Source organism: Marinobacter denitrificans (assembly GCF_008795955.1).
GTDB lineage: Bacteria > Pseudomonadota > Gammaproteobacteria > Pseudomonadales > Oleiphilaceae > Marinobacter > Marinobacter denitrificans.
This window is the reverse complement of the sequence record NZ_VMHN01000001.1, coordinates 243,262-264,330: the sequence shown is the minus strand read 5'-3', so window position 1 is coordinate 264,330 and position 21,069 is coordinate 243,262. Positions and strand designations below refer to the sequence as shown.

General features: G+C 58.5%; 22 protein-coding genes. 9 read left to right on the top strand and 13 right to left on the bottom strand.

What is annotated here, in order from left to right:
* Positions 1–16: 16 nt before the first annotated feature.
* Complete coding sequence (gene gatC / locus FO268_RS01205) at positions 17–304, bottom strand: Asp-tRNA(Asn)/Glu-tRNA(Gln) amidotransferase subunit GatC (RefSeq protein ID WP_150988415.1); 288 nt, start codon at positions 302–304, stop codon at positions 17–19.
* Between the two features lie 376 nt (positions 305–680).
* Between gatC and FO268_RS01200 the strand changes: the two genes are divergently transcribed.
* From FO268_RS01200 to FO268_RS01170, 7 genes are all read left to right on the top strand, one after another.
* Positions 681–1,721: a rod shape-determining protein gene (locus FO268_RS01200; protein ID WP_150991542.1), complete on the top strand. Its 1,041-nt coding sequence runs from the start codon at positions 681–683 to the stop codon at positions 1,719–1,721.
* A 120-nt stretch (positions 1,722–1,841) separates the two neighbouring features.
* Positions 1,842–2,729 (top strand): rod shape-determining protein MreC, encoded by an 888-nt coding sequence (gene mreC, locus FO268_RS01195; RefSeq protein ID WP_150988412.1) that lies wholly within the window; start codon positions 1,842–1,844, stop codon positions 2,727–2,729.
* Positions 2,729–3,205 carry a rod shape-determining protein MreD gene (gene mreD, locus FO268_RS01190; RefSeq protein ID WP_150988409.1) on the top strand — a complete coding sequence of 159 codons (477 nt, stop codon included), beginning with the start codon at positions 2,729–2,731 and terminating at the stop codon, positions 3,203–3,205. The genes mreC and mreD overlap by 1 nt, the downstream gene beginning before the upstream one ends.
* A gap of 18 nt (positions 3,206–3,223) precedes the next feature.
* Positions 3,224–3,829 carry a Maf family protein gene (locus tag FO268_RS01185; protein WP_150988406.1) on the top strand — a complete coding sequence of 202 codons (606 nt, stop codon included), beginning with the start codon at positions 3,224–3,226 and terminating at the stop codon, positions 3,827–3,829.
* Positions 3,822–5,303, top strand: coding sequence for a ribonuclease G (gene rng, locus FO268_RS01180; RefSeq protein ID WP_150988403.1), 1,482 nt, complete (start codon positions 3,822–3,824; stop codon positions 5,301–5,303). Before FO268_RS01185 ends, rng begins: the two co-directional genes overlap by 8 nt.
* 43 nt (positions 5,304–5,346) lie before the next feature.
* Positions 5,347–9,093 carry a YhdP family phospholipid transporter gene (locus tag FO268_RS01175; RefSeq protein WP_150988400.1) on the top strand — a complete coding sequence of 1,249 codons (3,747 nt, stop codon included), beginning with the start codon at positions 5,347–5,349 and terminating at the stop codon, positions 9,091–9,093.
* Positions 9,094–9,113: 20 nt separating this feature from the next.
* Complete coding sequence (locus tag FO268_RS01170) at positions 9,114–9,974, top strand: carbon-nitrogen hydrolase family protein (protein ID WP_150988398.1); 861 nt, start codon at positions 9,114–9,116, stop codon at positions 9,972–9,974.
* A 12-nt stretch (positions 9,975–9,986) separates the two neighbouring features.
* Here FO268_RS01170 and yjgA read toward each other — a convergent pair whose 3' ends face one another.
* From yjgA to FO268_RS01110, 12 genes are all read right to left on the bottom strand, one after another.
* On the bottom strand, positions 9,987–10,517 hold the full coding sequence (gene yjgA, locus FO268_RS01165) for a ribosome biogenesis factor YjgA (RefSeq protein WP_150988395.1): 531 nt from the start codon (positions 10,515–10,517) through the stop codon (positions 9,987–9,989).
* A gap of 20 nt (positions 10,518–10,537) precedes the next feature.
* Positions 10,538–11,899: a magnesium transporter gene (gene mgtE, locus FO268_RS01160; RefSeq protein ID WP_150988392.1), complete on the bottom strand. Its 1,362-nt coding sequence runs from the start codon at positions 11,897–11,899 to the stop codon at positions 10,538–10,540.
* Positions 11,900–12,005: 106 nt separating this feature from the next.
* Entirely contained in the window at positions 12,006–12,275 is a 270-nt protein-coding gene (locus FO268_RS01155; RefSeq protein ID WP_150988389.1) for an HPr family phosphocarrier protein, read from the bottom strand.
* 7 nt (positions 12,276–12,282) lie between these two features.
* Positions 12,283–13,164: an RNase adapter RapZ gene (gene rapZ, locus FO268_RS01150; RefSeq protein WP_150988386.1), complete on the bottom strand. Its 882-nt coding sequence runs from the start codon at positions 13,162–13,164 to the stop codon at positions 12,283–12,285.
* A 28-nt stretch (positions 13,165–13,192) separates the two neighbouring features.
* Positions 13,193–13,663 carry a PTS IIA-like nitrogen regulatory protein PtsN gene (gene ptsN / locus FO268_RS01145; RefSeq protein WP_150988383.1) on the bottom strand — a complete coding sequence of 157 codons (471 nt, stop codon included), beginning with the start codon at positions 13,661–13,663 and terminating at the stop codon, positions 13,193–13,195.
* A gap of 97 nt (positions 13,664–13,760) precedes the next feature.
* A complete protein-coding gene (gene hpf, locus FO268_RS01140) occupies positions 13,761–14,069 on the bottom strand; it encodes a ribosome hibernation promoting factor (protein ID WP_137435116.1) in 309 nt (102 codons plus the stop codon).
* A 26-nt stretch (positions 14,070–14,095) separates the two neighbouring features.
* Complete coding sequence (locus FO268_RS01135; RefSeq protein ID WP_150991540.1) at positions 14,096–15,622, bottom strand: RNA polymerase factor sigma-54; 1,527 nt, start codon at positions 15,620–15,622, stop codon at positions 14,096–14,098.
* A 119-nt stretch (positions 15,623–15,741) separates the two neighbouring features.
* On the bottom strand, positions 15,742–16,467 hold the full coding sequence (gene lptB / locus FO268_RS01130) for an LPS export ABC transporter ATP-binding protein (protein WP_150988380.1): 726 nt from the start codon (positions 16,465–16,467) through the stop codon (positions 15,742–15,744).
* Between the two features lie 10 nt (positions 16,468–16,477).
* Positions 16,478–17,059, bottom strand: a complete 582-nt coding sequence (gene lptA, locus FO268_RS01125; protein ID WP_150988377.1) for a lipopolysaccharide transport periplasmic protein LptA — start codon at positions 17,057–17,059, stop codon at positions 16,478–16,480.
* Positions 17,043–17,633, bottom strand: a complete 591-nt coding sequence (gene lptC / locus FO268_RS01120; protein WP_150988374.1) for an LPS export ABC transporter periplasmic protein LptC — start codon at positions 17,631–17,633, stop codon at positions 17,043–17,045. Before lptC ends, lptA begins: the two co-directional genes overlap by 17 nt.
* Positions 17,633–18,205: a KdsC family phosphatase gene (locus FO268_RS01115; protein ID WP_150988371.1), complete on the bottom strand. Its 573-nt coding sequence runs from the start codon at positions 18,203–18,205 to the stop codon at positions 17,633–17,635. Before FO268_RS01115 ends, lptC begins: the two co-directional genes overlap by 1 nt.
* 36 nt (positions 18,206–18,241) lie before the next feature.
* Positions 18,242–19,222 (bottom strand): KpsF/GutQ family sugar-phosphate isomerase, encoded by a 981-nt coding sequence (locus tag FO268_RS01110; RefSeq protein ID WP_150988368.1) that lies wholly within the window; start codon positions 19,220–19,222, stop codon positions 18,242–18,244.
* Positions 19,223–19,454: 232 nt separating this feature from the next.
* On the opposite strand from FO268_RS01110, the gene FO268_RS01105 reads away from it, so the two are divergent.
* Both FO268_RS01105 and mlaE read left to right on the top strand, forming a co-directional pair.
* Entirely contained in the window at positions 19,455–20,267 is an 813-nt protein-coding gene (locus tag FO268_RS01105) for an ABC transporter ATP-binding protein (protein ID WP_150988365.1), read from the top strand.
* Positions 20,267–21,046: a lipid asymmetry maintenance ABC transporter permease subunit MlaE gene (gene mlaE, locus FO268_RS01100; protein WP_150988362.1), complete on the top strand. Its 780-nt coding sequence runs from the start codon at positions 20,267–20,269 to the stop codon at positions 21,044–21,046. Before FO268_RS01105 ends, mlaE begins: the two co-directional genes overlap by 1 nt.
* The last annotated feature ends 23 nt before the right edge of the window (positions 21,047–21,069 follow it).

Below are 21,069 nucleotides of genomic sequence, written 5' to 3'. Positions count from 1 at the left end.
ACTCAATACCATCTGTTTACTCGATGACACGCGGCACCAGATATAGGCCCTTCTCGGTAGCCGGGGCAATAGCCTGGAAAGCTTCCCGCTGATTGGTCTCGGTTACCTCATCCGGGCGCAGGCGCTGCACTGCATTCAGCGGATGGGCCATCGGCTCCACGGCATCGGTATCGGCGGCACTCAATTGATCCACCAGGTCCAGAATATTGCCCAGATCCTTCTCCAGCTCCGAAACCTGCTCGTCATCCACCCGAATGCGGGCGAGCACAGCGACTTTTTCAATGTCCTCACGGGAAATGGTCACATTGCCTCCCAGGTTTAACTATGTGAAATGTGTTTAATAATACGGTTTTCAGAGAGCGCTGCTCACTTGCCCGGGGGTGTTCGTCAGGCAGGTTCCAAAACTGTGCGGAGCCAGGGATGGCGGAGCTCAAGCGCCACAGGGATGTGCTTGAGCGTGTTTTGGAACCTGCCTGACGAACGGCCCTTCACCGCAGCCAAACAAATAAAAGCGCTATAGTAACAGATTCGAACAATCGCGGGAGGGGCCAAAACAAAGGGCGAAAGCGTGAAAGACCCCGCGGGAGCCCCGATGGTGCCTTGCCTGCAGGGGTGCTCACTGCTAAAGTTGCCGCATCATTTTTTGCGACTGCAACTCTCAGGTTGAAACTACACGAATGTTGATCAAAAGACTCCGAGGTTTATTTTCCAGCGACCTGTCCATCGACCTGGGCACCGCCAACACCCTTATTTACGTACGCGAACGCGGCATCGTACTGAACGAGCCCTCCGTTGTGGCCATCCGTACCCATGGGTCCCAGAAAATGGTTGCAGCCGTTGGCGCCGAAGCCAAGCGCATGCTGGGCCGCACACCAGGCAACATTACTGCCATCCGCCCCATGAAAGACGGCGTGATTGCGGATTTCGTCGTTACTGAAAAAATGCTCCAGCACTTCATTCATAAAGTGCACGAGAACAGCTTTATCACGCCCAGCCCCCGGGTGCTGGTCTGTGTGCCCAGCAAATCGACCCAGGTTGAACGCAAGGCCATCCGTGAGTCTGCCCTGGGCGCTGGCGCGCGGGAAGTGTTCCTGATTGAAGAACCCATGGCTGCAGCCATCGGTGCCGGCCTGCCGGTCGAAGAAGCCAGCGGTTCCATGATCGTGGACATTGGTGGCGGTACTACGGAAATCGCCATAATTTCCCTGAACGGTATCGTCTACGCCGAATCCGTCCGCACCGGCGGTGACAAGTTCGACGAAGCCATCGTTACCTATGTGCGTCGCAACTACGGCAGCCTGATCGGTGATTCCACCGCCGAGCGCATCAAACACGAAATCGGCTGCGCCTACGAAGGCCTGGATATCCGCGAGATCGACGTTCGTGGCCGCAACCTGGCCGAGGGCGTGCCTCGGGCCTTTACCCTGAACAGTGAAGAAATTCTCGACGCCCTCCAGGAATCCCTGGCGCAGATCGTCCAGACCGTGAAGAGCGCTCTGGAACAGTCCCCACCGGAACTGGCCTCTGATATCGCCGAGCGGGGCATAGTGCTCACCGGCGGTGGTGCGTTGCTGCGGGGTCTCGACAAGCTGATCAGCGAGGAGACCGGCCTGCCGGTGATTATTGCCGAAGACCCGCTCACCTGTGTCGCCCGTGGCGGTGGCAAGGCGCTGGAAGTGATTGACCGTGGTGGAATCGGAATGTTCTCCCAGGAGGGCTGACCTTGACCCCGGCTTTACGCCCCGACATTGCCTCAACCCGGCCGCCGCTCGTGAAACCTCACGGCGGCGGTTGTCGTATGGACACCTGCAGGGATTGCGGGAGGGCGAGCCATTAAAACCATTTTCGTACAAGGCCCTGTTCCCGGTTTCAGACTGGTACTGGTTATCGTGCTGTCGGCGGTGCTCATCGTGGCTGACGCCCGCTTCGACCAGCTCACGCCCGTTCGCAGCGCGATCGGTACGGGTCTCGCGCCGATTCACTGGCTGGGCAACGCCCCCTCTGAACTGAGTGGCTGGGTGGCCAGCCTGTTCACCTCCAAGGAAGATCTTCAGGCAGAGAATGAGGAACTTCGTGCACGCCTGCTGATTCTGGAACGTCGCGCTCTTAAATACGCCGCCCTGGCCTCCGAGAACAATGAACTGCGTCAGTTGATGAATTCGTCGGAAGTACTGGACGACCGCGTTATTGTTGGCGAAGTAGTGGCGGTTTCTCCCGACCCGTTTTCCCATGAGGTTGTGATCAATAAAGGCAGCCGCGACGGCGTCGAGGTGGGCCAGGCGATTCTGGATGCCAATGGCCTGATGGGGCAGGTTCAGCAAACCAGCAGTTTTACCTCAAGGGTGTTGCTGGTGTCGGACAGCAGCCATGCTGTGCCAGTGGAGGTGGTTCGCAACGGCCTGCGGGCGATTCTTCTGGGTAACGGCGATACCAGTGCCCTGGAATTGGTGCATGTACCTGACACTGCGGACATCCGGGAAGGTGACTTGCTGGTCAGCTCTGGCCTCGGAGGGCGTTTTCCCAAGGGATACCCGGTTGCAGAAGTGAGCAGCATTACCAAAGAGCAGGGCGAACCTTTTGTGGAGATCGAAGCCACGCCACTGGCAGAACTGAACAAGAGCCGGTTGCTGCTGGTCGTGTTCTCTCCGGAACAGGAGGCCACCGACGAAGCCGGGGAGACCGCGCGCTCGACTGAAGCGGCCCCCGCAGACCAGGGCGAGGTGCGCTGATGCTGTCGGTAATCAGTTATCCCGTTTTCGCATTCAGCGTGGTGCTGTCACTGGTGCTCAGCAGTTCCCTGTTCCCGGTGGGCTGGTTCGAGTTCCGACCGGAATGGCTGGGATTGATGGTGTTTTACTGGACCTTCCGGGCGCCCGCCCAGTTCGGCATTCTGCTGGCCTGGTGTCTGGGGCTGTTGCTGGATGTTCTGGAGGCCACGCCACTGGGCGTCAATGCCCTGGCGATGGGGGTGATCGCGTTTCTGGTGCTGACCATTCATCAGCGCCTGCGTATGTATCCCATGCCCCAGCAGTGCCTGATGGTGTTCCTGCTGCTGGGTATCAACCAGATGCTGGTGCACTTTATCAAACAGACCCTCGGCGCAGACGACTCCGGTTTCAGCTATCTCTGGCCGGCGCTGACCAGCGCCATAGTCTGGCCGTTTGTTTGCGTTCTGCTTGACAATCTCAACCGGAAACTGGGATAGAGGGGGCTTCGGCGCTTCATGGCAGCTATTGTTCTGGCCTCGGCCTCACCGCGACGAGCCGAACTGCTGAGGCAGATCGGGCTGTCGTTCGAAGTTCGACCGGCCGATATTGATGAAACCCCGGGCGCCGGTGAATCGGCCGTACATTATGTAGACCGGCTGGCCCGGGAGAAAGCGCTGGCAGTTCAGGCAAAAGAGCCGAACAGTATTGTGATTGGCTCGGACACGTCGGTCGTTCTTGCTGGTCAGATTCTCGGCAAACCACGGGACGGCCAGGACGCTGCGGACATGCTCAGGCAGCTGTCCGGCACCACCCACCAGGTAATGACCGCCGTTGCCATCGCCAGCAGGGGCGCCTGTGAGTCTCTGGTTGCGGTTACCGATGTGCGTTTTCGCCGGCTATCGGAGGAGGAGATTGGCGCCTACGTGGCAAGTGAGGAGCCGATGGACAAGGCGGGCGGCTATGGTATTCAGGGGCGGGGTGGTATTTTTGTAGAAGAACTTCGGGGCAGCTACAGTGCTGTGGTCGGTCTGCCCCTGCAGGAAACCGCTGAATTACTTGCCGGCGCCGGATGCCCGGTCTGGGAAACCTGGAACAGCAGGCAGGAGAGCCGCAATGAGTGAAGAAATACTGATCAATGTTACCCCGGTGGAAACCCGGGTGGCTCTCGTGGAGAACGGCATGCTCCAGGAAGCCTACATTGAGCGTACCAGCCGCAAGGGAATTGTGGGCAATATCTACAAGGGCAAGGTGGTTCGCGTGCTGCCCGGCATGGAGGCGGCATTCGTGGACATCGGTCTTGAACGGGCTGCATTTATTCACGCGTCCGATGTGGTGCCTGTTCAACAACCGCCCAATGAAACCGCCGATACCCCGAAAACCGTCCCGGATATCCGCACTCTGCTGCGGGAAGGTCAGTCACTGGTGGTCCAGGTCACCAAAGACCCCATCGGCACCAAGGGTGCGCGGTTGACCACCCAGCTCTCGATTCCCTCCCGCTACCTGGTGTTTATGCCCGGGGTCACTCATGTGGGAATTTCCCAGCGGATTGAGGACGAAAATGAGCGGGCCCGGCTAAAAGCGCTGGTGGAAGAGGGGGCGGCCGCCGACGCTGAGGTAAGCGGGGGTTACATAATCCGCACGGCCGCGGAGGCCGCCTCGGCGGAAGATCTTCTTGGCGATATGAACTATCTGCATCGCCTGAATCAGGCGATCGAGGAGCGCATAACCCGCTGTGAGGCGCCAACGGCGGTCTATCAGGATCTGCCGCTGTTTATCCGCACCATTCGTGACCTGATTCGCCCCCAGACCGAGAAAGTCCGCATCGACAGCCGTGAAAGTCACCAGCGGGTCATGGAATTCGTAAATGAGTTCGTGACCGAGTTTTCCGATAAGGTCGAGTATTATCCGGGTGAACGGCCCATCTTCGACCTCTATTCTGTTGAGGATGAAATCCAGAAAGCCCTCAGCCGCAAGGTGCAGCTGAAGTCGGGTGGGTACGTGATCATTGACCAGACCGAGGCAATGACCACCATTGATATCAACACGGGGGCATTTGTAGGCCATCGCAATCTTGAGGAAACCATCTTCAAGACCAATCTGGAGGCGGCGCGTGCTATCAGCCGTCAGCTGCGGTTGCGCAACCTGGGCGGCATCATCATTATCGACTTTATTGATATGGATGATTCCGAGCACCAGCGACAGGTGCATCGCATGCTCGAAAAGATGCTGGAGCGGGATCACGCCAAAACCAAAATAACAGGCGTTTCCGAGCTGGGGCTGGTGGAAATGACCCGTAAGCGCACCACCGAAAGCCTTGGGCAGATACTCTGTGAACCCTGCCCGATCTGTGATGGCCGTGGCTTCCTGAAGACCAGTGAAACCGTCTGTTATGAAGTGTTCCGGGAAATCCTGCGGGTAAACCGTGCCTATGATGCAGAAAGCTATCTTGTCATGGCTTCCCAGAGCGTGGTGGATCGCTTGCTGGACGAGGAATCCGATAACGTTGCAGATCTTGAGACCTTCATCAGTAAAACCATTCGCTTTCAGGTTGAGCCCTTCTACAGTCAGGAGCAGTATGATGTGGTGCTGCTGTAACGCCGGAACGGCAGGTATTCACTAGGCGTGGCGGTTACCCCTGATGGCATCCAGTGTGGCTGATCCAGAAAACAGGCATATAGTGGTCCGATTACTGTCACGCCTTGCCAGCCTGATCTGGTGGTTGTTGCTGGCAGTCATCATCCTGCTGGCCCTGTATGCCGGCATTGGCCGCCAGCTCACCCAGAATATCGACGATTATCGCACCGATATCGAGCAGGCACTGTCGTCGAAACTGGGCCAGGAAATCCGTATTGGTTCGCTGTCGTCAAGCTGGAACTGGCTCAACCCCTCCATCATGGCCCGCGAAATCCTGGTATTGTCTGATGAGACGGGCAAAGGTGTGGCGGGCTCGCTGCAGAGTGTTCGCATTGGCCTGGACTTCCTGGCCTCGCTGAGCCGCTTGCGAATTGTGTTTGCCAACTTTGAAGCGGATGGGCTCAAGTTGACAGTCAACCAGACCCCGCGCGGTGAAGTGACGGTTGAAGGTGTCGATATCCCCGGGCCAGTGGCTAATGACATCGAACTCTGGCTTGATTTTGCCGGAGCCTGGCTTTCCGACCCCTCCGTAAAAATCACCCGCTTTGACCTCGGCGTGCGGGACAACAATGGCCAGCTACGTCATGTGGAAATACCCCAATTGGACCTGGTGTATGAGCGTGGTCTTTTTCACGCTTCCGGGCGTGCCATGAGCCCTGGAACTACCGAACAGTTGGCCAGTTTCGGATTGGTCGGCAGGCATTTCTTCCGGGGCGACTTTACCGGCCAGGTGTACGCGGACATCAGTTCCGGGCGGCTGTTCGACGGTCTTGTTGACGAGTACGGCTGGCGCGATATCCGGGTGGAAGGGTTTGATCTGGGCGGCCAGGTATGGATGACCTTTCGTGAGGGCCTGATGACGCAGGTCAGCGGCAACGTGGCAACACCTTACCTGCAAATCGGTGCTGGCAGCGAATCTCTGGCGCCCCTTGAAAACATCAGCGCAAGGTTTGGTTGGCGCCGACAGGATGCGTGGGGCGACCAGCAATCAGAGCTGGCTGATCAGCCCTGGTTCACCACCGGCGAATTTCATCTCAAGGATCTTCAATGGGAGTGGAACGGCGATCCGGTTCCGCCTTTCAGCATCCGCTTCCGACACGACGAAGCCGGCCCGAGGATCATCGCCGACGAACTGTCTCTCCAACCCGTTCGGCGTCTGGTCACCAGCATTGGCATGCTACCCGCCATTGCTTCACGAGCCCTCGAAAACTATCGGCCCGCCGGCAAGCTGAACCAGTTGGTGCTCAACCTTCCTTCTGAGGGCAACGGAGCGTTTGAGCTGACGGCACTAATGGACAATGTTGGTGTCCGGGCCTATGGCGGCGCGCCGGCCGTCTCGGGGGTGAACGGCAGTCTGGTCATGAATGGCCAAGGTGGCTATGTAGAGGCCCGGAGTGATGAGCTGACACTGGGCTTCCCTGAGCTGTTTCGGGGAGCCTGGGCTCTGCGGGATCTCCAGGCCGGCGTGGCCTGGCGCCTCGAAGGCGACATTATCCGGGTCTATTCTGACGATATCGGGATGGTTTATGGCGATGCCACAGAGCTGGCCGGCGCGTTCGATCTGCGGATGGACCGCCACGGGGAAGACAATCTCGGCGTCAAGGTCGGCGTTCAGAACGGAACCGCCGAAATGCTTGCGGACTTTGTGCCGGTTAAAGCCGTCGCTCCCGCGCTGTATGAATGGCTGACCACCTCGATCAAAGAAGTCGACGTCACCAGCGGGGAGTATTTCGGCCATGGGCTGATCAATCGCGACGCCCCTCCAGGCTCGTTTGTGTCTTCGATGGTTTACCGTTTCAAGGATGGGACCGTACGCTACGACGAACGTTGGCCAGAGGTCACCGACGCCGCCGGCACAGTTTACGTTCAGAATGGCCGTACACGGGTTGAGCTGGAGTCCGCTCGCACGGGCGGGCTCGATCTCGAGCCGGGACAGGTGCGAGTAGAGCCAGAGGGCGGCAATGTCCGAATCAACGTGGATGCCGCCGCAGCAGTGTCAGGCGAGGCGGTGGCATACTGGATAGAGCACAGTCCGCTGGGTGAGCTGGCCGGGGAAGCTGGGGCGAACATTCAGCTGGATGGCGACTACCACCTTGATCTGGGGCTTGGCCTGCTCCTGGGTTCAGAGGCCCCACCCGACATAAATGCCACAGTCCGGGCCGATGCCGGCACGCTGACGTATGCCCCGGCGGATCTGCAATGGACACAGATCAACGGTGAGCTGAGCTTCAGTACCGGGGACGGGTTTTCTGATACGCCTGTCCAGGCTCATTTCCTGGGAGCTCCGGTCACGGTGCGGGTGCGCCGTGACGAGACCGGAGAAGCACTCAATATCCGACAGTATGGCCGTCTTGATGTCAGCAATCTGTTGGCCCAGACCGCGTTGCCAGAGGGCACAAGGCTCGGGTTAAGTGGAGAGGCTGGCTACCTGGCCACCCTGGATCTCTCGCCGGGGAAGGCCGCCGCCATCAAGCTGTATTCGGACCTGACCGGGCTTGAGGTCGGCTGGCCGGAGCCCCTGGCAAAGGCGGCGGACGAAGAGGCGCCCCTGAGTGCGTCAATAGAGCCGCGGGACGACGCCGGGATAAACGTCTATGTCGACTGGCCGGACCGGCTGAACCTGGATGTGGTGTGGCAACCGGATAATCTGGAGCTGGCTTTCAACAGCCTGTTTCTGGGCGACCAGCAGCTAACCGGTGTTGACGTTTCTGCACAGCGGATCAATGAGCAATGGTCTGTTGAGGCGGAGTCTGAGTGGCTTTCCGGGGGGATATACTGGCCTTCGGATGACGGCCCGGTCGTCGTCGATCTGGAGCTGCTGAAACTGGCCCGGGGCGACGCCGATACTGATGAAGATATACCTCTGCTGCCCGAGCCCGAAGAACAGGTTCGTGCTTTCCGGGAGCTGGGCATGGAGAACTGGCCGGATATTGACCTTCGTATCGCCAGCCTCCAACTCGACGATGATGATGCCGGAGCCTGGTCGCTGGGGATTCGCCCGGAACCTTCGCGACTACTGGTTCAGGACATCGACGGTACCCTCAAATCTCTGGCGCTGGGTGGTCAGCTGATCTGGAGTATTGCCGGAGACCGGGAAACCACTCGGTTCATTGGTGACATTACCGGGGAGTCCCTCGCGGATCTGGGTAATCTGTTTGGCACCGAGATTCCGTTCCGCAGCGAGAGTACGGCAGTGAACCTGGATATTGACTGGCCGGGGCGTCCCAATGAGTTTGCCGTTTCAGGACTGAGCGGCTCAGTGAGCGTACGCTTTGACGATGGAGTCATTCTCGAGAGCAACAATACCGCTCAGTTGTTCCGGGTATTCAATCTGCTGAACTCCGATACCTTGTGGCGCCGACTGCAGCTGGATTTTTCCGATCTGTACGAGGCAGGTGTGGCATTTGATGCTATCTCAGGCAAGGCGACCATGATTAATGGCCTGCTGACACTGGATCCGGAACTTCAGGTGGTTGGTCCTTCCGGTGCTTTCAAGCTAACCGGCACCAGCAACATGATCGAAGAAACCCTGGATATGAGAATGGTGGTGGTCCTGCCCCTGACCCAGAACCTGCCCCTGGCGGCGCTGCTGATGGGGGCGGGGGCGCCCATCGGAGGCGCCTTGTTTGTGCTGGACAAAGTGTTGGGGGACCCATTGAGTAAACTGACCAGCGCAACCTATAGTGTGAGTGGCAGTTGGGATGAACCGGAGGTTCGCCTCAGGCGGGTGTTTGATACCGGCGCGCAATGATTCTATCGGGAGAACAGTTGATGTCAGCACATGCACAGCAGGAAGTGACCAGTCAGGCAAACAGGGTGGCGGCCATCCAGATGGTGAGCACCCATGATATTGCCGAGAATCTCAGGGAAGCGGGGCGTTTGCTGGAAGAGGCTGCCGCTTTCGGCGCCGGCATCGCAGTACTGCCGGAAAATTTTGCCGTTCTGGCTACCCGGCAGATGATCGGGTGTGGTCGGCGCGAAGCGGACCCGGATAATCTGATCCGTCATTTTCTGGCAGAACAGTCTGCCAGGCTGGGTATCTGGATTGTCGGCGGTTCACTTCCCATTGCCTCGCGCCCGGATGGCTCCACCGTGAAAGATCGGGTTCGGGCCTGCTGTTTCGTCTATAACAGTGAGGGCAAGGAAGTCGGCCGTTATGACAAGATTCATCTGTTTGATGCCATGGTGGAGGACGCCCACGGCCAGTACCGGGAGTCCGACACCTTTGAGCCCGGCGACGAGGTGGTTGTGCTCGACACCCCTGCAGGGCGGCTCGGGCTGGCCATCTGTTATGACCTCCGCTTCCCCGAACTTTTCCGCAAGTTGCGGGAACAGGGCGCCGAATGGGTTTCATTGCCCAGCGCCTTTACCTGGAACACCGGCGATGCCCACTGGCATGCGCTCCTGCGGGCCAGGGCCATCGAGAATCAGTTGTGGATGGTGGCAGCGGGGCAGGGTGGCCAGAACAGTGAGCGTCGGCACACCTATGGCCACAGCATGATCGTTGACCCCTGGGGGCGTGTGCTGTCCGAGATCGGTGAGGGGCCGGGGGTAGTCACTGCCGACCTGGACCCGGAGCGGCTCGGGGAGATCCGCGCCCGGATGCCGGTCTGGGAGCACCGCAGGCTCTGACCAGGCGGGACCTCAGTTGCCGGCCGCCTCCACGTCGTCAATGCATTCCCGCAGGTAACGGAACAGTTTTCTTGGCTGGCCGGTGTTCTTCTCTTTTTGCACATCCCGACGGGCATTACGGGCCAGGTTGCGCAGGTGCTGGATATCCGCGGTTGTGCAGTAATCAAGGAATTCCCCAACAGCAGGATCACCTTCTTCAATCATCCGGTCACGCCACCGCTCTGCCAGGTGGTGGCGGCGTGTGTGCTCCTCGCTGCCGGCATCAAAGGCATCTATAGCCCGCGTCAGTCCTTCTGGATCGTCCTCCTGACGGATGATTTTGCCGATGTACTGAAGGTGCCGCCGGCGGGCTTCGTTCTGTCGAATGCGCCGTGATTCCTCGATAGCCGCCCGCAGGGTCCCGCTGATGGGCAGGGTGTCGAGCTGGTCGTTGCTCAGATCCAGCATGCGCTTGCCGAGACCCTGCAACTGGTGCATCTCCCGTTTGAGCTGGGATTTACTTGGGCCTGAGTATTGCGGGGAGTCGTCTTGAGTATCGTTCATGAAGTGCCTGTTTTGTCGGATTACCCATAAAATATGGTAGCGAGGCCAAGGAATGCCATAAATCCGACCACATCTGTCACGGTCGTCAGTATAACGCTTCCTGCCAGCGCCGGATCAATGTTGCGGGACTTGAGGAACAGGGGCAACACGGTACCCACGAGGGCTGCGGCAATCAGATTTATGATCAGGGCGGCCGCGATGATGGCGCCAATCATGATGTCCTTGAACCAGAGGGTAGCGGCCGACGCTACCACAACGGCCCAGAGCAACCCGTTCAGGGCGCCCGCAACAAACTCGCGGTTCAGCAGCCAGCCCACGTTGGCCCCGCTGATCTGCCCCACGGCCATGCCGCGGATAACCAGAGTCAGGGTCTGGCTGCCGGCGATGCCGCCCATGGAGGCCACAATAGGCATCAGTACAGCCAGTGCCACAACCTTCTCGATGGTGGCTTCAAACAGGCCGATCACGGCGGACGCCGTAAAGGCCGTGAGCAGGTTAATACCCAGCCAGACAGCCCTGCGCCGGGTTGTCTTGAGGATCGGGGCGAAGGTATCTTCATCCTCATCCAGGCCGGCCATGCTCATCAGGGAGTGGTCGGCGTCCTCACGGATAACGTCAACCACGTCATCGATGGTGATCCGGCCCAGCAGCCTTCCTTCCTCGCTGACCACCGGTGCCGAGATCAGGTCGTAGCGTTCGAACAGGGTGGCTACCTTGGTGTCGGACAGGGTGACCGGTATTGGCTCGATGTCCGTATCCATCACCTCCCGAACGGTCGCTGCGGGGTTGGACACCAGCATTTTGGTGATTGGCAGCATGCCGATGAATTCGTCCCGTCGGCTCACCACAATCAGGCTGTCGGTCATCGGTGGCAGGTTGCGATGCCGGCGCAGGTAACGGAGTACTACATCGATACTGATATCCGGCCGCACCGTGATAGTGTCCGTGTTCATCAGGCCGCCGGCGGTGTCCTCCGGGTAGGAGAGCACTTCCTCCACCCGCTGGCGGTCCTGTTCGTCCATGGTGTCCAGGACTTCCTGGATCACCGTATCCGGCAGCTGTTGCAGTAAGTCGGCTAGGTCATCCGACTCGAAATCTTCAATGATGTCCGCCAGTTCCTGGGCGTTCAGCTGGCTCAGGAAGTAGCCACGAATGTCATCATTGAGGTACTGGAGAACTTCGCCTTCCAGCTGCTTGTCGACCAGGTTCCACAGCAACGCCCGCTGACGGGGCGGAGAGGACTCCAGCAGGTGGGCAATATCGCTGGGGCTCAGGCCACCATTAAGGATGCGGGCAACCTGTTTCAGAGCGCCACTGTCCAGCGCTTCGCTCAGGGAGCGAAGGCGTTGGCGAGCCTGGCTTTTCTCCAGAATATCGGTCATTGGTCACCCACAGTCAGAAAACCCCCGTATTATAGCGAAGTTAGGGTGCACAGGTGAGAAAGAGTTATAGGTGAATGCCGTGGTCGGGTGGCCCGCCGGCTGGCCGCTATTCGCCCTCGCCAAAATAATCGTCAATAAGCGATGCCAGCGCGTCGATGGCTTCTGACTCGTCGGGTCCGTCTGCAATCAGTTCTATCTCTGTCCCCTGACTGGCGGCCAGCATCATCACCGGCATGATGCTTTTGGCATCCACCTTGCGATCGTTCCGGCTGAGATGAATACTGCTCTCGAACTCCGATGCTGTTGCAACCAGTTTGGCTGCGGCACGGGCATGCAGCCCGAGTTTGTTGATGATGGTAATGGGGCGGCGGATCATAAACGGCTCAGCTTTCCCGGCTCTGCAAGTGGGGCAGTTCGGTGTGTCGGACCTGCACGTTGCTGTATTTTTCCGAGAAATGGCGGCCAAGTTGTTCGCAGATGTAAACCGAGCGGTGTTGGCCACCGGTACAGCCGATGGAAATCGTCATATAGCTGCGGTTGCTGTCGGCAAAGGACGGCAGCCAGTTTTCCAGGAAGCTGGTCAGGTCATCCACCATTTTCCGGCTCAGTGGTTCCTTTTCCAGAAAGTCGATCACTGGCTGGTCAGTGCCTACAAATTTCCGCAGGGTGGTATCCCAGTACGGGTTGGGCAGACAGCGCACATCGAAGACATAATCCGAATCCAGTGGTACGCCATGCTTGAAGCCGAAAGACTGGAACAACAGCGCCAGTTCCTGTTCCCGCCGCCCGGCAACCCGTTGCTTGACCATATCCCTGAGTTCGTACATGGACAATCCGGTGGTATCGACGTAGAGGTCGGCCAGTTTGGAAAGGGGCTCCAACAGCCTTTTTTCGCTGACGATGGCTTCGCGCAGTGAGGTCTTGTCGTCGCTCAGGGGGTGCTTGCGCCGGGTGGCGTGGAATCGCTGGAGCAGGGACTGTTCGTCGGCGTCCAGGTAAATAATCTCGACGGTGACACCGGTATCCTGCAGGCTGCGATAGATGTCTTCAAAGTTGCTGAGCTCGCCGGACAGGTTGCGGGCGTCGATGCTGACTGCCATTTTACCCAGCCGGCCCGGTGAGCTCTGGTTGGTCGCTTCCCGTGTCAGTGGAAACAGCAGTCCGATGGGCAGGTTATCGATGCAATAGAAACCCAGATCTTCCAGCACATGCAGCGCCGTACTTTTACCGGAGCCTGACCGGCCGCTGACGATGATCAGTTTCATAGCCCATTCACCTCGATTCCGGAGTAGTTCAGCTTCCCTCGGCCGTCATCCGGCGGTAGAGAGAATCTGCATCGGTGCACTGACGGAGCTGGTCGCAGAATGCCCTTTCATTGAACTTTTCGGCCAGCTGACTCAGCAGTTCAAGGTGTTCACTGGTCGCTTCCTTGGGAACAATCAACGCGAATACCAGGTCTACTGGCTGGTTGTCGATGGCATCGAAGGCCACGCCTTCTTCCAGGGTCAGCAATACCCCCACAACGTGATCGAGCCCTTCCAGGCGGCAGTGGGGAATGGCGATGCCCTGGCCAATACCCGTGCTCCCCAGTCGCTCCCGGGCAACCAGATTGTTGAATATCTCGGTATCACTGAGCGAGGGATCGTGTTGCTGGATCTGCTCGGCGATGGTTTCCATAACCCGCTTCTTGCTGGAGGCGGGGACCCTGCAAAGGGTCAGCTCCGGCGCGAGAATGTTCTCGATAGTCAGGGATGTGTCGGTCATGAATCGACTGCAGTTCCGTAAAAAAAGGCTGCGACACCTTCTATAATCCTAGCCAGTGTCGCAGCTCGATTAACTGTTATGCAGGAAGCAGGAGGCCCTAGCGGGCACCGTTACCATGCATCCGGTCAACGTTCTTTTCCTTGTGCTTCAGGATCTGCCTGTCCAGCTTATCCACCAGCGCATCAATCGCCGCGTACATATCGCTGTTCTCGGCCTTTGCGTGAATCTCACCACCAATCACATGTAGCGTAGCTTCCGCCATCTGGCGCACTTTTTCCACCTCAAGGGTGACCTGGCAATTGCTGATGTGGTCAAAGTGCCGTTCAAGCTTGTCAAACTTGCCTGTTACGTAATCCTTCAGAGCGGGGGTCAGTTCTACGTGATGGCCTGAAATATTGAGTTGCATAGGCTTCTCCTGTTATCGGATTTTTACTACACCAGTCGCTTTCTTTCATTGGACGGAGGGATGTGCATTGCCTCACGGTACTTGGCCACGGTTCTTCTCGCTACCTTGATACCCTGTTCTCCTAGCATGGCTGCAATTTTGCTGTCGCTCAATGGCTTTTTCGGGGTTTCCGTTGCAATCAGTTTTTTGATCATCGCCCGGATTGCCGTAGAGGAGCATTCTCCACCCTCGTCGGTGCTGACATGGCTGGAGAAAAAATACTTCAGCTCAAAGATGCCACGGGGCGTGTGCATGTATTTCTGGGTGGTCACCCTGGAAATGGTTGATTCATGCATCTCCACCGCCTGGGCAATGTCTGAAAGGATCAGTGGCTTCATGTGTTCCTCGCCGTGATCCAGGAACCCCTGCTGGTGTTCGACAATCCGGGTTGCCACCTTGAGCAGGGTCTCGTTGCGGCTTTGCAGGCTCTTGATAAACCACTTCGCTTCCTGCAACTGGTCTCGCAGGTAGGTGTTATCGGCACTGCTGTCCGCACGCTTTATCAATGAAGCATAGCTGGCATTGACGCGAATGCGCGGTGCAATTTCAGGATTCAGTTCCACGCGCCAACGCTCGTTGTGCTTGCGCACGATAACGTCCGGAATGACGTAGTCCGGTTCGGCCTGGTCCAGGGTATCACCGGGGCGCGGATTCAATCCGGTAATCAGCGCCAGTACGTCCCGCAACTGGTCTTCCTTCAGGCGGCTGCGGCGAAGCAGTTGTGCGTAATCACGATTGCCCAGAAGGTTGATGTAGTGGGTAATGACCAGCCGCGCCTGGGCAAGCCAGGGAGTATCCGGCGGCAACTGGTTAAGCTGGATCAGCAGACATTCCTGCAGGTTCCGGGCGAAAACACCGGGCGGGTCAAAATGCTGCAGGCGATGTAATACCGCTTCAACTTCATCCAGTTCCAGTGGATCTTCATCAGACTCCTCCACCATCCCCGAGTGGATTTCCTCAAGGGGGGACGTCAGGTAGCCGTGATTGTCAACCGCGTCCATCAGCGCATGGGCGATGGCCTGGTCCCGCTCACTCAGGGGTGTCAGGTTCAGTTGCCACTCAAGGTGATCGTGCAGGGTTTCCGTAGGCGAATTGCGGGTTTCAAAATCGTTGTCGTTTTCATCGTCGTTACGGGCCGATGACGCGGGAGCCGACTGGTAGATGTCGTCCCAGGCAGTGTCGACCGGAAGGTCATCGGGGATGGTATCGGGGCTGTCGGTTTCCGACGACCAGTCAGGCCCGTTCTCGGATTCATCCCAGTCCGGGGAAGATTCAGAGGTGGGGTTTGATTCTTCGGCCGAGGTCGGTTCGGCGGTGTCGCTCTCGCTTTCCGTGGATTCCGGATTCTGGTTATCGTCGTCTTCCGAGGTTTCCAGCATGGGGTTGGATTCCAGCGCCTGCTGGATTTCCTGCTGGAGGTCGAGGGTGGAGAGCTGCAGAAGCCTGATAGCCTGTTGCAGCTGGGGCGTCATGGTCAGGCTTTGACCCAGCTTTAACTGTAATGAGGCTTTCATAACCATGATTCAGGATCCGTCACTCGGTATCTCTCGGTCTCTTGTGGGAGTTGTGGTTGCACAAAAACTCTTTATGTGCTGGTCACTTGCCGTGCCAAGCAAGTTCTTTGCCGAGTGTACTACAGGCGGAACTCATTGCCCAGATACACTTCCTTGACCTGTTGGTTGGCCAGTATATCGTCGGAGTTGCCCGAAGCAATGATATGTCCTCCGCTGACGATATAGGCATTCTCACAAATGTCGAGGGTTTCCCGCACGTTATGGTCGGTGATCAGCACGCCGATGCCCTTGTCCCGCAGGTGACGGATAATATGCTTGATATCGCTCACCGAGATCGGGTCCACCCCTGCAAACGGTTCATCCAGAAGAATAAACGCCGGCTCCATTGCCAGGGCACGGGCAATTTCCACTCGTCGGCGTTCGCCACCGGATAACGCCATGCCGGGGCTGTCGCGAATGTGAGTGATGTGAAACTCTTCCAGCAATTCCTCCAGCTTGGCCTCCCGCTGGCTGCGGTTGAGTTCGCGGCGGGTCTCCAGGATGGCCATGACGTTGTCGCGTACCGTCAGTTTACGAAACACCGATGCTTCCTGGGGCAGGTAACCGATGCCCTTGCGGGCCCGGCCGTGCATCGGTAGCGGGGTGATGTCCTGGTGGTCGATGGTGATCCTGCCATTGTCGGCGGGAACCAGCCCTACGATCATGTAGAAGCAAGTGGTTTTGCCTGCACCATTAGGGCCCAGAAGGCCAACGATCTCGCCGCTGCGGATCTCCAGCGAAACGTCAATGACGACCTTCTTCTGCTTGTAGCTTTTTGCCAGGTTACTGGCTCTGAGAACTGCCATCGGTATCCTGTCAGTCGGGGTTGCTGGTCGAGTTGTCCGGATTGTTGCGTGGTTGTATCACCATTTCCACGCGGCCGCTTCCTTCGCCCTGATCGGGCGCGCCCTCTGCGGTGACAATGCGATTCGCGCTGTCATAGTGGATGATATCCCCACGGAACAGGTTGCCGTCCTGCTCAATAACCGCCTCGCGCTCGAACGTTACCCGGTTTTCGGCGGCCGACCAGGTGATGCTCAGGGCGCGGGCATCGGTTTCTCCCTGTCCTTCCATTGCCGGTTGCCGGTAATGTGCGGGCCGGCCAGTGGCTTCAATGCGGCTGACGCCGGCCTGGTCGCGGTAAAGTACAACCTTGTCGGCGGTCAGGTTGGTCTGGCCCTGGGTCATTTCTACAGCGCCGGTATAGGTTGCGATCCCCTGGCCGTCATCCAGCCGTGCACTGTCAGCATTGACCCTGATGGGTTCGTCGGACTCCAGGTTGAAAGCCAGCGCCGCTGACGGGCCAATAAGGGCCGTACAAGCGGCTGTCAGTACCAACGATTTCAGAGCTGGCCAGTGGGGCCTGCCGCGGGGAATACGTTTACTTGCCAGGCTCATAGAGTCCTTCCACCTGCGAGTCGAGTTCAAGAATGCGATCATCAATCCAGGCCTTCATGCCGGTAGCCGTGGTCACGCCAGCAGCGTCAGTCAGTTTTACCGGCTCGTCTGTGTAAACGGTGCGATCGCGGTTGTTCAGCGTCAGCACCGCTGTAGTCAGGGTCAGCGGCGGGGCGTCTTCAGCTTCGCGGGTCACCTTTACATTTCCGGTCAGGTGAACCAGGTCGTCCGCTTCCAGAAGGCGCCCCTCGTTTGCCTCCACCTGCCAGGGTGGGCTGCCCCCGTCGCCGTATAGTGTTGCCCGGGGAGATGCCATGACCGTCTCACTGCGAGACTCGAACTGCTCGATTCTCGGGCTTCGGAATTGTGTTGTCAGTCGTCCGGTTTCGTCGTACGACAGGTAATGACCATTGACCACAAAACCGTCGGGCTCGGATTCACCCCTCAGGGATTCAGCGTCTGTTGGCTCCGACGGCTCATCACTTTGCCAGAGCAGAAAGAACAGTGCCACTATCGTGCCTGCCAGGCTCAGAGTTCTGACCCAGGGGCGGTTGAACAGCGGCTGGCCTGACATCAATTCTGCTCCAGGTAGGGTTGCAGAGTGGCCTCGAGTTGCCCGCAGGCGGTCAGCAGTAAGTCACAGGCTTCTCTGACGGCACCACTGCCGCCGGGGACACTGGTGCAGATATCCGCATGCTGGCGGACAAGCCAGTAACCATTGGGCACGGTCAAGCCGAGACCGGCATAGCGGATGGCCGCCAGGTCGGGCAGGTCGTCGCCCATGTAGGCGATCTGCTGCGGGGACAGGCCGAGCTGTCCGGCGAGCTCCACGAGAGCGACCTTTTTGTCCTCCCGGCCCTGCATCAGGTGAGGGATGCCCAGGTCATTCATGCGCCTGGCGGTCAGGGGCGAGCAGCGGCCGGTAATGACGGCAACCTCGATCCCCGCTGCCATCACCTGCTTGATGCCCAGGCCGTCGAGGATATTGAAGCCTTTCAGTTCATCTCCGGAGGCGCTGAATAACAGTGTGCCGTCGGTCATGATGCCGTCGACATCCAGCGCCAGTAGACGGATACCGGCTGCCTTTTCCAGTACGTCCGCTGGCCACTGCTGGTCTGTCATCAACTCTTTCATTTGATCGGCCATCAAATTACCCCTCAGATAACTATTTCAGATAACCATTCAGATAACACCGGCCCGCAACAGGTCGTGCATATTGATGGCACCGGTCAGCTTGCCGTCACGGTCGATGACAGGCAGGGCATTGATTTTCAGTTCTTCCATCATGTTCAGGGCTTCGGCTGCCAGTTGGTCGTCGTGGATAACACGACCATTGCGAGTCATCACTTCCGCTATCGGCGTGTTGTGAATATCCACCGAGCGGTCCAGGGTGCGGCGCAGGTCGCCATCGGTGAACACGCCCACCAGGTCGCCAGCAGCATTGATAACCGTGGTCATGCCCAGCCCCTTGCGGGAAATTTCCAGCAGTGCTCCGCCAAGAGTGATGTCTTCCTGCACACGGGGGATGCGGTCACCCGTATGCATGATTTCGGCAACGCGCAACAGTAACTTGCGGCCCAGGCTGCCGCCGGGGTGAGACAGCGCGAAGTCTTCAGTGCTGAAGCCGCGCGCCTCGAGCAACGCCACCGCCAGGGCGTCTCCCATCACCAGGGTGGCGGTAGTGCTGGAGGTGGGGGCCAGGCCGAGAGGGCATGCTTCCAGGGCAACACTGACGTCCAGGTTGGCAACCGCCTCCCGCGCCAGGGTGGAGTTTGCATTGCCTGTCATGCTGATCAGCGGCGCACCCATGCGTTTGATCAGTGGCAGTATGGTCAGTACTTCACTGGTGTTGCCACTGTTGGAGATACCCAGGACCACGTCCTGGCTGGTGATCATGCCCAGGTCGCCATGGCTGGCTTCGCCGGGATGAACGAAGAATGAAGGAGTGCCGGTGCTGGCGAGAGTGGCGGCAATCTTGTTGCCAATGTGACCGGATTTGCCCATGCCCGTCACCACCACGCGGCCCTTGCAGGCCATGATGACCTCGCAGGCGCGGACAAAGTGCTCATCAACCCTGTCGGTCAACGCGTCAATGGCATCGCGCTCGATTTCAATGGCCCGCAGAGCGGATTCTCTGAACTTGTGGTCGATCTCGGTGTTCATCTGGCACCCGGGTAGAATGTTGATGCTTTTCGTCGTGGCGAGAGTATATCACTTCAATGGCTTTGGCTGCCTTCATGACAAGACGGTCAGCAAAACTGATTAATGATATCAATTCATTTTGTTAAGGATGGATTGAGGTTGTCAGCAGGTTGGAATAATGTACCCACACATTGAGGGCTGCAACCAATTCGCAAGGGTGGCCCCCACACCCCGGCGGTTACTTGGAACAGGCATGGACACTTCACCCTACATCGAACTCAGAGACGTGGTTTTCGCCCGCGGTGATCGTCGTATCTTCGATGGTGTCAGTCTCGACATTCCCCGCGGTAAGATTACGGCCATCATGGGCCCCAGCGGTACCGGCAAAACCACCCTGCTCAGGCTGATCGGTGGCCAGTTACGACCGGACTCCGGCACTATTACCGTGGCCGGCGAGAATGTCCCCCGACTCAAGCGCAAGGCGCTTTACCGTCTGCGGGAGAAAATGGGCATGCTGTTCCAGAGTGGTGCCCTGTTTACCGACCTCAGTGTGTTCGAAAACGTGGCGTTTCCGCTTCGGGTGCATACCTCCCTGCCGGAGGACATGATCCGGGATATTGTGCTGATGAAGCTGGAGGCTGTGGGCCTGCGAGGGGCCCGCGAGCTGATGCCGGCAGAGCTGTCTGGCGGAATGACCCGGCGGGTGGCTCTGGCCCGCAGTATAGCGCTGGATCCGGAACTCATCATGTACGACGAGCCGTTTGCCGGGCAGGATCCGATTGCGATGGGGGTACTGATCAAACTGATCCGCGATCTGAACAGTTCCATGGGGCTGACCAGCGTCATGGTCTCCCACGATGTCAAAGAATCCCTGAGCATCTGCCACTACGCCTGCATCGTGGCGGATGGGCAGATTATCGGTGACGGCACTCCCGAGGAAATCAAGGCGCACCCGTCTGAGCAGGTCCAGCAATTTTTGCACGGCCACCCGGACGGCCCGGTGCCCTTCCATTACCCGGCTGCAGATGCCGGCCAGGACTGGGGCATCACCGGAAGGAGTCGTTAATGGACAAGCTTGCGGCATTCGGCCGGCTGGGGCTGGATATCATCGCTTCGCTGGGGCGCTCGGGGCGTTTTCTGGCCGGCGTCCTGGGCGGCGTATCAAAACCTTCGGTGGCATTCCCGCTGTTGCTCAAGCAGCTGTATTCGATCGGTGTGTTGTCTCTGGCGATCATCGTGGTGTCCGGCCTGTTTATCGGCATGGTGCTGGGGCTGCAGGGTTACACCATTCTCAGCGACTACGGCTCGGAAGCAGCCATTGGCCAGATGATTGCCCTGACGCTGGTGCGGGAGCTGGGGCCGGTGGTGACGGCCTTGCTGTTCGCTGGCCGCGCCGGTTCCGCATTGACGGCTGAGATCGGGCTGATGAAAACCACCGAGCAGCTATCCAGTATGGAAATGATGGGAGTCGATCCGCTTCGCCGGGTAATTGCCCCGCGGCTCTGGGCCGGTTTCATTGCCGTTCCCATTCTCGCCGCCGTGTTCTCGGTAGTCGGCATCTGGGGCGGCATGCTGGTAGGTGTTGAATGGCTCGGCGTTTTCGAGGGTTCCTTCTGGGGCAACATGCAGTCCTCGGTGAGTTTCACCAATGATGTTCTCAACGGTGTGATCAAAAGCGTGGTCTTCGGTTTTGTCTGCACCTGGATTGCGGTCTACCAGGGGTATGACTGTGTGCCCACCTCTGCCGGCATCAGCTCTGCCACCACCAAGACAGTAGTGTATTCATCGCTGGCTGTGCTGGGACTGGATTTTGTGCTCACCGCCGTCATGTTTGGCGACTTCTGATCGCGGTATACTGAAACAACAGG

Excerpts from the sequence above, each read along its gene's own strand:
- mreD (WP_150988409.1), top strand. The coding sequence starts at position 2,729 with ATGCTGTCGGTAATCAGTTATCCCGTTTTCGCATTCAGCGTGGTGCTG.
- FO268_RS01185 (WP_150988406.1), top strand. The coding sequence starts at position 3,224 with ATGGCAGCTATTGTTCTGGCCTCGGCCTCACCGCGACGAGCCGAACTG.
- rng (WP_150988403.1), top strand. The coding sequence starts at position 3,822 with ATGAGTGAAGAAATACTGATCAATGTTACCCCGGTGGAAACCCGGGTG.
- FO268_RS01175 (WP_150988400.1), top strand. The coding sequence starts at position 5,347 with ATGGCATCCAGTGTGGCTGATCCAGAAAACAGGCATATAGTGGTCCGA.
- FO268_RS01170 (WP_150988398.1), top strand. The coding sequence starts at position 9,114 with ATGTCAGCACATGCACAGCAGGAAGTGACCAGTCAGGCAAACAGGGTG.
- yjgA (WP_150988395.1), bottom strand. The coding sequence starts at position 10,517 with ATGAACGATACTCAAGACGACTCCCCGCAATACTCAGGCCCAAGTAAA.
- mgtE (WP_150988392.1), bottom strand. The coding sequence starts at position 11,899 with ATGACCGATATTCTGGAGAAAAGCCAGGCTCGCCAACGCCTTCGCTCC.
- FO268_RS01155 (WP_150988389.1), bottom strand. The coding sequence starts at position 12,275 with ATGATCCGCCGCCCCATTACCATCATCAACAAACTCGGGCTGCATGCC.
- rapZ (WP_150988386.1), bottom strand. The coding sequence starts at position 13,164 with ATGAAACTGATCATCGTCAGCGGCCGGTCAGGCTCCGGTAAAAGTACG.
- ptsN (WP_150988383.1), bottom strand. The coding sequence starts at position 13,663 with ATGACCGACACATCCCTGACTATCGAGAACATTCTCGCGCCGGAGCTG.
- hpf (WP_137435116.1), bottom strand. The coding sequence starts at position 14,069 with ATGCAACTCAATATTTCAGGCCATCACGTAGAACTGACCCCCGCTCTG.
- FO268_RS01135 (WP_150991540.1), bottom strand. The coding sequence starts at position 15,622 with ATGAAAGCCTCATTACAGTTAAAGCTGGGTCAAAGCCTGACCATGACG.
- lptB (WP_150988380.1), bottom strand. The coding sequence starts at position 16,467 with ATGGCAGTTCTCAGAGCCAGTAACCTGGCAAAAAGCTACAAGCAGAAG.
- lptA (WP_150988377.1), bottom strand. The coding sequence starts at position 17,059 with ATGAGCCTGGCAAGTAAACGTATTCCCCGCGGCAGGCCCCACTGGCCA.
- lptC (WP_150988374.1), bottom strand. The coding sequence starts at position 17,633 with ATGTCAGGCCAGCCGCTGTTCAACCGCCCCTGGGTCAGAACTCTGAGC.
- FO268_RS01115 (WP_150988371.1), bottom strand. The coding sequence starts at position 18,205 with ATGGCCGATCAAATGAAAGAGTTGATGACAGACCAGCAGTGGCCAGCG.
- FO268_RS01110 (WP_150988368.1), bottom strand. The coding sequence starts at position 19,222 with ATGAACACCGAGATCGACCACAAGTTCAGAGAATCCGCTCTGCGGGCC.
- FO268_RS01105 (WP_150988365.1), top strand. The coding sequence starts at position 19,455 with ATGGACACTTCACCCTACATCGAACTCAGAGACGTGGTTTTCGCCCGC.
- mlaE (WP_150988362.1), top strand. The coding sequence starts at position 20,267 with ATGGACAAGCTTGCGGCATTCGGCCGGCTGGGGCTGGATATCATCGCT.